Genomic DNA, 13,355 nt, shown 5'->3' on the forward strand with positions numbered 1-13,355 from the left:
AATTCGATCTCGTAGCCTTCCGGGGCATCAATGAAAGCAAAGACACTGCCGGAACTGGATTGAGTCGGCCCGTCGCTGAGCGGATATCCCTTCGAGGCAGCGTGTTTTGCGCTGATTCAAGTTTTTCAGGTTTGCAGTCTCACATGGGCGGGCGTGTATTACCTCCCGGCAAGAAAATCGATGCTTACATGGCCCAGGAGCCCCTTGCTTCTGCATTGCAAAACGCCATATCAAGGATTCGCGTTAACTTTTGTTATTGCTCGGTATACAATGAATGCTGGCTATACGAAGAACAATTCAAAGGCCCGGCTGACCGTATCCCGGTAGAAGCTTGTACACCATTTTCAGACGAATTTAAACAATAAGGGGTGATCACATGGCGCGGATTACATCGCTTTTATTTTGCCTGTGGTTTTGCATACCAACTGTTGGTGTCGCGCAGCATGCGGATGTAGCAGCGGGTGAGTTTGCTGCGGGATTCTTTAACCGGTATGAGTATACCGCGATGCGGTACATGCGTCTGGCGGAAGCCTTGCCGGCAGAGGTTTATAGCTGGAGCCCGGGAGAAGGGGCGATGTCAGTCGAAAAGGTATATATGCACATCATTCGCTATAACTACCTGTACCCGGAAATGCTTGGCATCGCTGTGCCGGCTGGAATCGACATGGATCAACTCGAATCGATGACTGGCAAAGATACGGTAGACCAGTATCTGGAGGATTCGCTGGCTTACGTGCGAAAAATGGTGCGTGGGTCGTCTGAGGCGGACTTACAAAAAATGGTCAACCTGTATGGTAACAATACGCAGGCGTACAATGTGTACATACAGCTTCAAACCCACATGAGTGAGCACCTCGGACAGCTGATGGCTTACGCCCGGATGAACGGGATTACGCCGCCCTGGTCGAATTGAAGCAGAGGTGTCGGGTCCTGTCTCTGATTTTGATTTTTGACGCTTAGATTGAGCCTAGGAATAGCAGCTCATGCCGATCTCTGAGTCTTCTCGTGGGCAGATCCTTCGCTTGCTCAGGATACGGCACTGTCCCTGTTTGAATTTAGATTGCCAGTGCCTAGATAAACCGGTAAATCGCAGCTTCTAGCCGGCGGGTATTGTTGGCTTTAGCATGCCACTGGATCATAATTGGACTCTGGTAGGTGCCGCTAACGATGCCTGGTTTCTGCTGGCCCGGTGCTTCAGACACCAGCAGGCTCACTACGCGTTTCATGCGGAGTGCTTTGGCTGCTTTATTAGCCAGCAGGCGCTGGATACCACGGCCAACCATCGATGAACTCATGTTCAGCTTGTCAAGCGTTTTGTTGACAATGTGCACGAGGTCATATTTGGCATAATTGAGCATTTTGATCGGCACAGTCTTCGGGTCGCGCAGCATATTCCAGCTCTTCTGCGCCATAAAACGCATCGGATTGCCTAGAATGTCGGCTACGTCGTACTGCATCAGCAGCGTTTCAAACTCGTTGACCGTCAGTGCTACGTGGTCTTCTTCTGGCGCAAGCACAATTTCGATACGGCCCCGTTCGATGCCGTACTTTTGCACGGTTTCCTGAAGTTGCTCAAAAATGCCAAGCCGAGGGTCACGCAGGTTGACTGAATCAATCCGGTGGCCCGATACGGGTATCGACATCGGGACGATGCTGACCAATTCTTCGCTGTTGTATCCGTAAATAGTGGTTTTACGGGTGCGCGCCCGGCCATCACATACCCCGTCCAGGTCGATAAAATAGACCGGCGTGTTGGGCTTGTTCAGGTAAGTGACGCAGTTCTCCAATCCTGAACTGATGTAGGTGAGGTGGGAGTCACCATTCAGGGGTTCAACCAGTTTCTGTTCTTCCGTCAATTCACTGCGGAGCAGCATGTTGTCATGCCGGTAGTTTGCACGCGGGGGGAAGAGCTCCTGGAAAGGAGAGAGGAAGTTTTTTACTGAGTCTGAGTTGTGATCCAGCTTGTCACACAAACTTTGCTCAAGGTAACCAGCTGTGGTATGGTAAGAGCAATACACCGCCTTGTTGTATTCCGCAAAGAAATTATCATGTTGGGTTTCGATGTGTTTGGTAACATCGATGATATCAAAGCGGGATTTTGGGGTCAGCTCAAGTCGTATCTCTGCCATGAAGGTATAAAAAGTTATCTCCAGCCGCTTGTAAGTACTTTTATACTACACGGACCTCGCCAGAAACAACCAGTTGTTTTGTAAGTGTCTGTTAATCAAGTACTTAACATCGTTTAAATCTGATGTAAATACCCTTTGTGGGGATAATGCAGCTGTATGATACCGCATTATTGGAAGCGATTCCAGTCTTTTGATATTTGAGGACCATGATGTTAATCCTTAATCATCAATGACGGCAGATTTGCTGCCATCGTGAAAGCGTAGTGTTACGACGCTTTCGGGTGTGAGTTGCTTTGCAGAACGGACGAGGGTGGCATCTTGTTCTACGAGCGCGTAACCTTTTTTCAAGGGCAGGCGAGGATCCAGTAGAGACAGCTGCCTTTCTGCCTGGTGCACCTGCTCACGCTTATGTTTCAGATACTGCACGCCGCTCCGCTCCAGGCGGAGTAACATGTCCTGTGTTCGCTGTTTTAGCTGTAAAAGCTGGTCTACAGGCCGGTTAAAAGCATGCCGTTGGGTCAAATGCTGAATGTGCAGTTTGTGTTGTTCAATATGCTGCAAGAGCCGCTGCGCACTTCTGTACAGACTACCTTCGATAAACGCTTTGATTTCCTGTTGGTTGGGGACGGCAATTTCTGCTGCCATGGAAGGGGTTGCTGCCCGAAAATCTGCGACAAAATCAGCAATGGTGAAGTCTGTTTCATGGCCCACAGCGCTAATCACCGGGATTTCAGATGCGTAAATTGCACGTGCAACCGATTCTTCGTTAAAGGACCATAGGTCTTCCAGTGACCCACCACCGCGGCCGACGATGAGTAAATCTGCACGCAAAGGGTCATCTGCTGGTATGCCATTAAACGCCTCGAGTGCTTCGCAAATCGATTTGGCGGAGCCGGCACCCTGAACCTGCACCGGGCACACCAGCGCCTCTGTTAAAGGAAATCGCCGGCCCAATATCGAAAGCACATCCTGGATTGCAGCGCCCGAGCCAGAGGTGATAATACCAATCCGGGTTGGGATATAGGGTTTGGGTTTCTTGTGGGATTCGTCAAACAGGCCTTCAGCGGCGAGTTTGTTTTTCAGCGCTTCAAAGGCCTGCTGTAACGTGCCTTCGCCGGCGTGTTTTAGCGACTGCGCAACAATCTGGAAGTCACCGCGCTTTTCGTAAAAGGATGCCTTCCCAAAGAGCTTGACGTGCATGCCGTCTTGCGGCGTAAAGTAAAGCGCGCGCGCCGTGTTTCGCCACATGACGCAACGTAACTGCGCTTCTGCATCTTTCAACGTAAAATAACAGTGCCCTGAACTATACTGTTTGAAGTTTGAAATTTCGCCTTCAATCCAGACACGGTTAAATTCAGATTCGATAAACTGCCGCGCCCGGCGTGCAAAATCGCCAACAGTAAGCAGGGGAGAAGCAGTGTTGCCAGAGGGCTCCATACAGAAACCGGTGATTCGATGATTGGTACATGAGAAGCGCTTGAGAGCGCAATATACACCAACGCGGGAAAACTTACGGACACAAGGCTGATAAATTGAAACATGGAAGATAAATTGAAACGGGTCATGTTTGTATGTATGGGCAACATCTGCAGGAGCCCGCTTGCTGAAGGGGTTTTTAGGCACCAGGCGCGGGAGGCCGGCGTGCTGGATAATTTCGAAATTGCTTCTTCCGGCACCGGTGGCTGGCATGCCGGACAGGCCCCTGATAGCCGGATGAACGAAGTGGCCATCCGAAATGGCGTATCCATGGAGGGCCAATACGCGCAACAGTTTACGTATGGTGATCTCGACTATTACGACATCATTCTGGCGATGGACAAAGACAACCTTCAGCACATCAAACAAATGGATGGCGGGGATAAACACGCTGCCAAAATCTACCTTTTCCGTGCTTTTGATCCCGAGCCCGGCGATCAACAGGTGCCGGATCCATATTACGGCGGCCCCCGCGGGTTTGATCAGGTTTTTGAGATGGTAGATCGCACGGCACGCGTGCTGCTGGATCGGCTGCGCGATGAATGAGGTGCTTGCGCAGAAACTGGCCCCGTACCTGGGATACATCACATCGATTGTGCCGGTGGGCGGCGGCTGTATTGCAAATGCGTCCCGCATTGAAACGGCACTTGGCCCCTATTTTCTTAAATGGGGGAATGGGGAGGTCGTCCTGACGTTCGAACCCGAAGCAGCCGGCCTGGCTGTTTTAGCCGCTGCGGATACTGCGCTGCGCATCCCACAAGTTGTTGCATCCTCTGGTACCAACCCCGGTTTTCTGTTGATGGAGTGGATAGTGCAGGGTGCAAAGTCACCCGGGTTTGATGTTTCTTTTGGTGAGGCGCTTGCTGCGCTGCATCGGCAATCAGCATCATCGTACGGGTTTACAATAGACAATTTTATCGGCCGCACCCCGCAACAGAATACATGGCATACCGAATGGCCGGCTTTTTTTCAGGCATGCCGGTTGGCCCCGCAGGTTGCGCTGGCTCGCAAGAACCGGCTTTGGCAGCCGGCATGGGACGGTCCACTTGAGTCTCTCTACAAAAAACTCCCCAACCTGCTGCCCAAAGCGCCGCCGGCTTCGCTGCTCCATGGCGATTTATGGGGTGGTAACTACATGGTTTCAGACGCGGGAGCACCGGTCCTCTTTGACCCAGCCTGCTACTACGGCGACCGTGAGACCGACCTTGCCATGACCACTTTGTTTGGCGGATTCAGCAACACCTTTTATGATGCTTATGCCGCCGCCTGGCCGATGGAGGCTGGATTTATGGAGCGCCGGCCTGTGTACAACCTCTACCATCAAATCAACCACCTGAATCTTTTTGGAGGTGGATATGCAGGCGGCATTTCCGCTGTGCTTCGCAGCTATGCATGAGTTGAGGGCAAGTTGTACCTTGAAGTCCCACCTGTTTGTTTATCTGCCTAAAATCCCACGCCCATGATCTATAAACATCCCCACACCGCAGTGGGTACCGGCTGCTTTTTGCTGTATGTCTTGCTCTTGCTGCCCGGCTGTACCACACCCGAAGATCGTACCGGACTCCAGTTTGAAGTGACGCTGGCTGACGAAGCCTTTGCGGATATCGCGGCATTAGGACTTGAAACACCTATTAACGGCCGGCTCTTTGTCGTCATTTCTCGCGACGACGAAAGCGAACCTCGCCGGCAGGTTGGGGTGAGTGGTGTGCCGTTTTGGGGTGTTGATGTGGAGAACCTGACGGCCGGCGACAAAGTTATCGTCAAACCCGGAGCCAACGGATTTCGTGGTTTTCCACTGGATGACTTCGCCAAACTCCCTGCTGACACCTACAACGTACAGGCCCTGCTCAGCGTGTACACCACCTTTTCGCGGGCTGATGGCCACACCGTGTCACTGCACCTGAACTCTGGTGCCGGCCAGAATCAATGGCGCGCACCTGGCAATGCGCACAGCACCGTTGCGCAGCACGCACTGGATCCTGCAAAACGATCAACAGTGCAGTTGACGGTTGATGCGGTGATTCAGCCCGAGCGGCCGCTGGCGGCAGGTGAGGTGTTGCAGCAGGGCAATCCGGAAGAAAGCGAGCACGTAAAATTTGTCAAAATTAAAAGCGAGAAGCTCTCCGCATTTTGGGGGCACCCGATGTATATCGGGGCAAATGTGCTGTTGCCGGCAGATTACAACAGCATTCCGAACAAACAGTATCCCGTCCTCTACATGCAGGGCCATTTCCCAGGTGGCCGGGCGCCTTTCAGCTTTGTCAAAGGATCAGCTGGCCGTGGCCGAAGCGCTGGTTTTGCTGACTACTGGATGTCTGATGCAGCACCAGACCTGATTGTGGTGTCGATTCGGGATGCAAATCCCTATTACGACACCTCATACTCTGTGAACTCTGCCAACCTGGGGCCTTACGGCGATGCTATTATGGAAGAACTGATTCCAGCGTTGGAATCCAGGTTCAGGATGATTCCGGATGGAGATGCACGCTTGCTGGCAGGCGGCTCTACGGGGGGATGGGAGGCACTGGCGATGCAAATTTACTACCCGGATGATTTTGGCGGCGCGTGGGGCTGGTGCCCGGATGCGGTGGATTTCAATTACCACCAGATCGTCAACATCTATGAAGATGACAACGCCTACTACACAGATAGCGAGTGGCACCGCGTCGAGCGTCCGAACGCGCGCAGCTTTGATGGTAATATTCGTTCAACTGTCAGGCAAGAGAACCACATGGAGTTGGCGACTGGCTCAAACAGCCGGTCCGGCGGCCAATGGGCTGTTTGGGAAGCCGTGTACGGACCCGTAGGAGATAATGGGTACCCGCGCCCAATCTGGGATGCTGAGACTGGCAAAATCGACAAAGAAACGGCGCAATACTGGAAAGAAAATTATGACCTTCACGAACAATTGCGGTCGCGTTGGGAAACGCTGGGGCCAAAGCTAACCGGTAAGCTTCATATTGCAACGGGTGACATGGATTCCTATTACCTCGACAATGCTGTATATCTGATGGAGGAATTTCTGAACGAAGCTTCAAATCCGCGTGCGCAGGCACGGGTTACCTATGGCCGGCGCAAACCACACTGCTGGATTGGCGAGAGCCCCGTACGGCCCGGCGAAAACTTGAATTATATCGAGTTTGTACAGGATGTAGAAGACTATTTACGGCGAAGATAGCATCGGAAATATTGACTAAAATGCCGAGGTGGTTTGATGGCATCCTGTATTTTTTGTGAGATTGTTGCCGGTCGTGCGCCTTCCTGGAAAGTGCTTGAGACGGCTGATGCGTATGCATTTCTGGATATCAATCCTGTGAATCCTTACCACACACTGGTTATTCCGCGCCAGCATTATGTTAACGTGATGGACGTAGCACCAGCTGCGTGGCAGGGTGTCATGCAAGCGGTGAAAAAGGTTGTTGATTTATATACAGAGAAGCTGGGCATGGAACACGCCCAAATTGTCCACAGCGCCGGCGCTGCGGGGCAACAAGATGTATTTCATCTGCATGCGCACGTAGTGCCCCGGCATGCGGGTGACGGACAAAATATCAAATGGAAAACCCATCCTGAAATGCGGTCGCAATATGATCAAATGATCGCACGGCTGCAGTAAACAAGAATTGGGACCAGTAGCTGATCCCAATTCCGTTCCTTGCACAAACCGCAGTAAAGTTGGCCGGTCGCACATTGATAATGCCAGTTGCTTTACCGCGGATTTCAGGTCACTGCAAGAGCATCGACCGGACCTCGGTCTTGCCTGCCGCCTCCAATCTGTAAAAGTAGAGGCCTTTTGCCCTGTCTTCAGCATGCCAGGCAACCTCGTGGGTCCCGGCAGCCTGTTGGCTGTCCACCAGGGTTTTGATTTCGCGTCCGAGCACGTCGTACACACTCAGTTTTACGTGTGCCGGCGTATCCATCGTGTAGCGAATGTGGGTGCTATTCTGGAAAGGGTTGGGGTAGTTCTGCAGCAAGGCACCCGTCTCCAGGCTTGCGTCTTCCTCTATGTTTGTCGCGGTTGATAGCAGCACAAGTCGAATTTTGGCGGTTGCACCCAGGCCTTGGGCAACGTATAGCGTGTCGCCGCTCGGAGAGGCTGCGAGGCCATTCGGACTTGTGAAGGTTGCGTTGCTGGCTGGTCCGTCATTGAGGCCGGCTGTGCCGGTGCCGGCAACTACGCTTGAGGTACCCGTTGAATCAAAAGCAATGACACTCGACTGACCAACGTAGGTCCCATATAACTTGTCTTTGGCCCACACAAGATGGCCGATAGCAAACGGTTGTGCAGCCGCTACTTCACCGAATAAAGACGCCGTACCATCCGGGGTGATTTTGGTGACGCGACCATCGAAGAGGTTGGCTGTATATATGTTGCCGGCCGGATCGATGGCGATCCCAACGGGTGCCCGCAAAGTGCCGCCCATGGCAAAGGTGCTAACGGTACCATCGGGAGCGATTTTGGATACGCTGTTTCCCGTACCATTGCCTGTTCCGTAGTGAGAAACGTAGAGGTTGCCGTCAGCATCAGACACAATGCCGCTTGGGCCATCCAGCACTGAGGCAAAGGTGCTAACCATCCCGTCCTGGTTTACCTGGCTTACTGATGCACTGTTGAAATTGGTCACATAGAGGTTGCCATCTGTAGACCGTGTCATGTGGATCGGGCCGCTGAAGCCGTTTGCTGCGTTTGATACGTCGCCATTCCCCTCAATCTTGAAAACGGAAAAGCCACGAAAGGTGCCGGCGGCATACAGGGTGCCGGTGTTGTCAACATACAAACCGTCGATGTCGCGCTGTGCGGAGAGCTCAAGCGAACTCACCTGTTGAGCTTGAACTGTGTGGGTAAAAAGAAAAACAGTAAACAGTAGCAGTAGAAATCTTATGCACATCATCCTGATAACGTTTAAGGTGGAAGCACGCGTGGTGCCAGAAACGCTATCAACCTACCAGGAGCCGCTGTCCGAAGACGGGGTTATGGTATAAGGTGGAGGATCCTGGTATAACCTGCTTTGGACTGGTTATGAATTGCTGATGTGGGTCGACAGGGGGAAGGAAGACCGTTGTGATTTCGATGTGGGCAGCTCTCATCAACTGCTTTGGATGTGTGTCAAATGCTAAGGCAAGGAAAGACTTGCTGTATTGTTTAGAAAGAATTTCATGGGTGATGAAGGGTGCGTTTTTGCAACGAAATACGTCATTTGTGAAACACCCGTTGGGTCTTCAAGACCCGACGGGTGTTTTAGATTGCCATAACCTCGGGCATTTGCTGACTTCAATTTTTACGATAGAACCGTCCCTGAATTGACTCAACATCGCACCCTTACAAACCAAGCTGAAGCGAATCGCGCAACTTGTTTTTGTAGGTGCGACTCATGGCGAGTTCGGTCCCGTTTTGTAAAATAACGGTATAGTCGCCATGAGAGGCCGGATAAAAAGCTTCCACGCGATCCAGGTTGATGATGGTTGATCGGTGGATCCGCGGGAATTGCTCCGGGTTCAGGCTGGCTTCAACTTTGCCAATGTTGTCGCGGATGAGGTGCTGTGATTTGCCAGCGTGCAGCATCACATAGTTGCCTTCTGCAGCAATCCAATCGACAGCTTCTACTTTTATCAATTGGACCGCATCCTGTCGCTTTACGGTGAAATGCTTGAGGAAAGACTGTTTGGGCTGATGTAGCGTAGTAAGCAACTGAGAGAGCTGTTGCTGCATCATCTGTACGTCCAGTTGGGCCATGCTGTTTTTTACACGCACCAAGGTGTCGAGGAAACGCGGGTGGTCGTATGGTTTCAGGAGATAATCGATGGCATGCAGCTTAAAGGCATCAACCGCATATTGGTCGTACGCCGTAGAAAAAACAACGAGTGGCCGGCGGTTGGCTGGCAGTTGCTCTACCACGTCAAAGCCGCTGAGTTGAGGCATCTGGATGTCAAGAAACATAACATCAACCTCTTCGGCTTGTAGCGTAGCCAGGGCTTCATGGCCATTGGCACAGGTTGTCACAACGGTGATGTCTTCGTCATCAGAGAGCCAGGAGACCAGTTTCCTGCGCGCCGGCGGCTCATCATCAACAACGATTACGCGAATTGCTTGGCTCATGGTCGGTTAAACGGCCTGATATGCAGTAGCTTTACGGTCGGCTTTAGCGTCTGTGGTTTCCTGGAATGCAAGCGGCAGGTTGATGCGGGCGCACACGCCGCCTGAAGATACATTTTCGAGTTTGAAGGAGGCATCGTCGCCGTAGTATAGCGCAAGGCGATCCATTGTGTTTTTCAACCCGATGCCCGTTGCAGGTGTGTTGCCATTTTGATGGACAGGTGGACCTGAATTAAAAACTTCCAACACAAGCCACTCCGCTTCCTGCCGGGCAGATAAGACAATGCGTCCGGGCTCTAGTTGCTGTGCAACGCCGTGGCGTACTGCATTTTCTACAATCGGCTGTAAAATCAGGTAAGGGACACGGGCGTCGTTGACTGCCGGCGCTACATCTATTTCAATCTGCAGGCGGTCTTCAAACCGGTGGTGTTCGATCTGCAGGTATTGCTCTGAAAACGCAATTTCTTCGGACAGGGTAACAAACGTTCGTTCCGCGTGCTCAAGTGTATTGCGTAAAAAATCGCCCAGTTTTGAGAGCATGCTGTCAGCAGCAGCTTTGTCTGTTTGCAGGGTTGCAGATATAGTGTTTAGCGAGTTATAAAGAAAATGGGGATGTAACTGCATTTGGAGGGCTTCCCGCCGAGCCCGCACAAGCTGGTTTTGCAGTGCATGGGTATGGTCTTTCTCCTTCCTGAGTCGCTCGTAATAGGTCTGTACTTGCGAGAGCACGACGAGCATAACATAGATAATGCTGCCTAGCGGCAGGGCGATGCTGTAAATCGCGCGTATTCTCATCTGGATTTCAGTAGCCAGGCTTTCATTCAACTGAAACCCTAGGGACTCACTGATTACAAAATGGATGCTGAAAAGGCCAATGTATAGGGCAAAGTTGATCGATGTAGCCAGTAGTGCAAGAGGGAGATGGATGGCCCATTTCCATGAAAAGGGTGAAACCGAAAAAGAGAAGCGACTTGAAAACCAGAAAATGACCGGAGCTGTTAGCACCCACACATTCCAGAACAGAATCTCTGGAATCAGAATACGCGTAACACTCACGATATCAAGCGTCCGGCCGGTGGTGTAAATCCAAACCAGCGACGTAAGCACCGCCATCAGCGTAAAACACGCGATGAGCAGTGCCCAGTATCGAGATGTTTTTTGTAGATTCATAGCGCGTTCAGTGAGCAGTATTTGCCGGCCCAGGTTTATTGGTGATTTCTGCACCAGGACTGAAACCCAACAGCCTGTACGATACGTATTTCTGTAGCACGAAGCCAACTCCATCCGCCGACCATTGCCCCGCTGCAGCGCTTCGCGAGATGCTTTTATTTCATCCCTAAATTTGCACTATTCCGGATAAACGATTGAAAATACTTTGCAGGCTTGTCGTGTTGCTTTTGCTCCTGGTTGTTGGAAATGGTTGTGCGCGTACGCAGGATGCAACGCTAATAGGACAGCCACCTGACGCACTTACGGGTACTTTTGTTGATGATTATGGCGTAACGTACACGATCAGTCCAACGGTGTGGCAGCAGCATCCTGATAACAAGTATCGTGTAGTAGCATGGCATCCTGAAGCCGGCTACCTGGTAGCGCAGAACGACGAGCAGAATGTGAGCGACGCCGGCTTGTGGACACGGATCGACTGGATTCCGCTTGAAGGCATGCCGCCTTATACGTGGGCCTATTGTTTGAGCGCATACAACGCACCTACCCGCGACGCTGCAGCACAAACGCAACTTGCCAACAAAGATACACCGCGGACGGGCTGCAATGGTTTTCCGTTTTCCAGAATGAAGCAGGCACCCGAAAATGAGTAAACCAACATACGTTCGGGTTGCGCACTGGATAGCCACTTGCCTCCTTTACTTGATCACAGTGTCTGATGTCGCAGCGCATCCGTGGGGTGGACTTGTTGTGGATCGTGAAGGAAACATTTATTTCACCTTTGTCTGCCCTTTTTCGAGTGATGACCACTACGCCTGTGTATGGAAAATGCGCGGGGAGGAGGTTGCGCCATCGCTTACGTCTACACGTTCGCCAAGCGATCTGATACTCGCCCGAAGTCCATCGCGTGAACTCTTTGCCGGCGAGCGATACGGATCGTCAAATGCGTTTGTATCAAGCCTCTGGCAACTGGGGACTGCAGATTGGGAGCTTGTTGTAGGGCCTTCAAGGGATGATGCCACCTTCCATGTGCAGGCTTTTACCATTGATGATGCCGGCAATGTGATTTATGCGGTAGAGAACCAGTTGTACAAGCGTACCGCTGGAGGCAATGTCAGCGCATTATCCGTGCAAGCTTCTTTTGGCCGTATCGATGTGCTGGCCTATGGAGACGACGGTCTCTTGTATGTAATGGACCGCAGCACGCTCTACGTGGTGGACATAGCGTCTGGCGCAACGGAAGTTAGAGCAGCCAAACTGAAAGCGGACAATCCCTCCAACCTTCCATTTTCTGGTGCCAACATCTTGTTTGATATGGCCGTTGATGCAACGGGTAACGTGTATCTGGCCTATTTTGGTAACAGGGAAGTGCTCAAAGTTGATCGCTCGGGTGTTGTCACCCAATTCCTTGAATCGGAGGGGCCGTGGTCGCCCCATGGGATAGACCTGTACCAGGGGGAAGTCTACGTGCTGGAATCAACCGTTGGCGGCCAGCCGTGGTGGAAATTCTGGGCAAAGACGCCTCTGTGGCCCCGTGTGCGCAAGGTGCTGCCCGCTGGAGATGTGGTTACTTTGTTTACCTACAACGGAGGATAAACCACGTTGCCTGGCTGCTGAAAACGATGTGTGTAGCAAACATGAGAATTAACAGGACAACATTGCGGTTTTGCCTGATAAAATACGCAGGTTGAGATATCAGATTTTCTAACCATAAACTGAATGCGGATGTCTATCTCTAAGCGTCACGATCCATATCCTGTAAATGCGCCTTACCACGGTATCTATGCCCACGGTGTAGAATCGCCGGCCGGCAGCAGAATTCTGCACGTGTCCGGACAGGTAGGTGTATCTCCAGAAGGCCATTTGCCTGAAGATTTTGAAGGGCAATGCCGGCAGGCCATCGAGAACCTGGCTTCCGTATTGGAAGCTGCAAACATGGAACTGACGGACATCGTGAAAATGTCGTTTTTTCTGGTTCGCCGGGAGGATATGGACGGGCTGGTGGCTGTTAGAAAAGATATGCTTGATGGTGTGCGTCCGGCAATTACAACGGTATTTGTTGCCGGACTGGTGTCGCCTGATTGGCTGGTTGAAGTGGAAGCTGTGGCGTGTGCGGCATGAGGGATTGGTGTCTTCATAAATGTTTATGATTGACTAATCCAAAATTCGCCAGACTGGGATAAAAGTAGCGGGATTCCTTGTTGCTGCCGATAGAGGGAGGCGATATATTTAAGCAGGTCCTTAGTCATGTAAGGGGCCTGGTTGGATATCGCAATTTTTTGCACATACCCCAGATGTCGTCATGGAAATCGTCCCAATCTTTTCAAGCCTCTATTTTTTGGTTGCCATAGCTTTCTGGATTGGCGTTTTATATGCGGCTTATACGCTGTTTCAGTACATCAAACAGTTGGTTGTCAGCCAGGAAGCTATAGAACGCAAGCTGGTACGCATCGTAGAGCTCCTGGAAGAGCAACGCGCCGGCTAGTTGG

Annotated in this window: 14 protein-coding genes and 1 pseudogene; 9 read left to right on the plus strand and 6 right to left on the minus strand. The window is 51.7% G+C overall.

Annotated features, from left to right (window positions below; all coding sequences use genetic code 11):
- Positions 1-95, minus strand: a pseudogene (locus AAF564_03115) (VOC family protein).
- A gap of 281 nt (positions 96-376) precedes the next feature.
- On the opposite strand from AAF564_03115, the gene AAF564_03120 reads away from it, so the two are divergent.
- The gene (locus AAF564_03120; protein ID MEM8484509.1) at positions 377-913 is read left to right on the plus strand and encodes a DinB family protein; all 537 of its coding nucleotides are present in this window, start codon (positions 377-379) and stop codon (positions 911-913) included.
- A 157-nt stretch (positions 914-1,070) separates the two neighbouring features.
- Here AAF564_03120 and AAF564_03125 read toward each other — a convergent pair whose 3' ends face one another.
- Together AAF564_03125 and xseA are read right to left on the minus strand one after the other, a co-directional pair.
- Positions 1,071-2,129, minus strand: a complete 1,059-nt coding sequence (locus tag AAF564_03125; protein MEM8484510.1) for a hypothetical protein — start codon at positions 2,127-2,129, stop codon at positions 1,071-1,073.
- 219 nt (positions 2,130-2,348) lie between these two features.
- The gene (xseA, locus tag AAF564_03130; GenBank protein MEM8484511.1) at positions 2,349-3,566 is read right to left on the minus strand and encodes an exodeoxyribonuclease VII large subunit; all 1,218 of its coding nucleotides are present in this window, start codon (positions 3,564-3,566) and stop codon (positions 2,349-2,351) included.
- A 102-nt stretch (positions 3,567-3,668) separates the two neighbouring features.
- Between xseA and AAF564_03135 the strand changes: the two genes are divergently transcribed.
- The 4 genes from AAF564_03135 to AAF564_03150 all read left to right on the plus strand — a co-directional run bounded on the left by AAF564_03135 (position 3,669) and on the right by AAF564_03150 (position 7,221).
- Positions 3,669-4,151 (plus strand): low molecular weight protein-tyrosine-phosphatase, encoded by a 483-nt coding sequence (locus tag AAF564_03135; GenBank protein ID MEM8484512.1) that lies wholly within the window; start codon positions 3,669-3,671, stop codon positions 4,149-4,151.
- Entirely contained in the window at positions 4,144-5,001 is an 858-nt protein-coding gene (locus tag AAF564_03140) for a fructosamine kinase family protein (protein ID MEM8484513.1), read from the plus strand. Before AAF564_03135 ends, AAF564_03140 begins: the two co-directional genes overlap by 8 nt.
- Positions 5,002-5,064: 63 nt before the next feature.
- A complete protein-coding gene (locus AAF564_03145; protein ID MEM8484514.1) occupies positions 5,065-6,783 on the plus strand; it encodes an alpha/beta hydrolase-fold protein in 1,719 nt (572 codons plus the stop codon).
- A 36-nt stretch (positions 6,784-6,819) separates the two neighbouring features.
- Positions 6,820-7,221 carry an HIT domain-containing protein gene (locus AAF564_03150; GenBank protein ID MEM8484515.1) on the plus strand — a complete coding sequence of 134 codons (402 nt, stop codon included), beginning with the start codon at positions 6,820-6,822 and terminating at the stop codon, positions 7,219-7,221.
- Positions 7,222-7,330: 109 nt separating this feature from the next.
- On the opposite strand, the gene AAF564_03155 is transcribed toward AAF564_03150, so the two are convergent.
- The 3 genes from AAF564_03155 to AAF564_03165 form a co-directional block, all read right to left on the minus strand.
- Positions 7,331-8,425 (minus strand): T9SS type A sorting domain-containing protein, encoded by a 1,095-nt coding sequence (locus AAF564_03155; GenBank protein MEM8484516.1) that lies wholly within the window; start codon positions 8,423-8,425, stop codon positions 7,331-7,333.
- 500 nt (positions 8,426-8,925) lie between these two features.
- Positions 8,926-9,702, minus strand: coding sequence for a LytTR family DNA-binding domain-containing protein (locus AAF564_03160; protein MEM8484517.1), 777 nt, complete (start codon positions 9,700-9,702; stop codon positions 8,926-8,928).
- Positions 9,703-9,708: 6 nt separating this feature from the next.
- Complete coding sequence (locus tag AAF564_03165; protein ID MEM8484518.1) at positions 9,709-10,869, minus strand: histidine kinase; 1,161 nt, start codon at positions 10,867-10,869, stop codon at positions 9,709-9,711.
- Between the two features lie 194 nt (positions 10,870-11,063).
- On the opposite strand from AAF564_03165, the gene AAF564_03170 reads away from it, so the two are divergent.
- From AAF564_03170 to AAF564_03185, 4 genes are all read left to right on the plus strand, one after another.
- Complete coding sequence (locus tag AAF564_03170) at positions 11,064-11,519, plus strand: hypothetical protein (protein MEM8484519.1); 456 nt, start codon at positions 11,064-11,066, stop codon at positions 11,517-11,519.
- Positions 11,512-12,462, plus strand: coding sequence for a hypothetical protein (locus AAF564_03175; protein ID MEM8484520.1), 951 nt, complete (start codon positions 11,512-11,514; stop codon positions 12,460-12,462). The genes AAF564_03170 and AAF564_03175 overlap by 8 nt, the downstream gene beginning before the upstream one ends.
- Before the next feature lie 129 nt (positions 12,463-12,591).
- Positions 12,592-12,987, plus strand: a complete 396-nt coding sequence (locus tag AAF564_03180) for a RidA family protein (GenBank protein ID MEM8484521.1) — start codon at positions 12,592-12,594, stop codon at positions 12,985-12,987.
- A 181-nt stretch (positions 12,988-13,168) separates the two neighbouring features.
- A complete protein-coding gene (locus AAF564_03185; GenBank protein MEM8484522.1) occupies positions 13,169-13,351 on the plus strand; it encodes a hypothetical protein in 183 nt (60 codons plus the stop codon).
- The last annotated feature ends 4 nt before the right edge of the window (positions 13,352-13,355 follow it).

This window comes from Bacteroidota bacterium, from assembly GCA_039111535.1.
Classification (GTDB): Bacteria; Bacteroidota; Rhodothermia; order Rhodothermales; family JAHQVL01; genus JBCCIM01.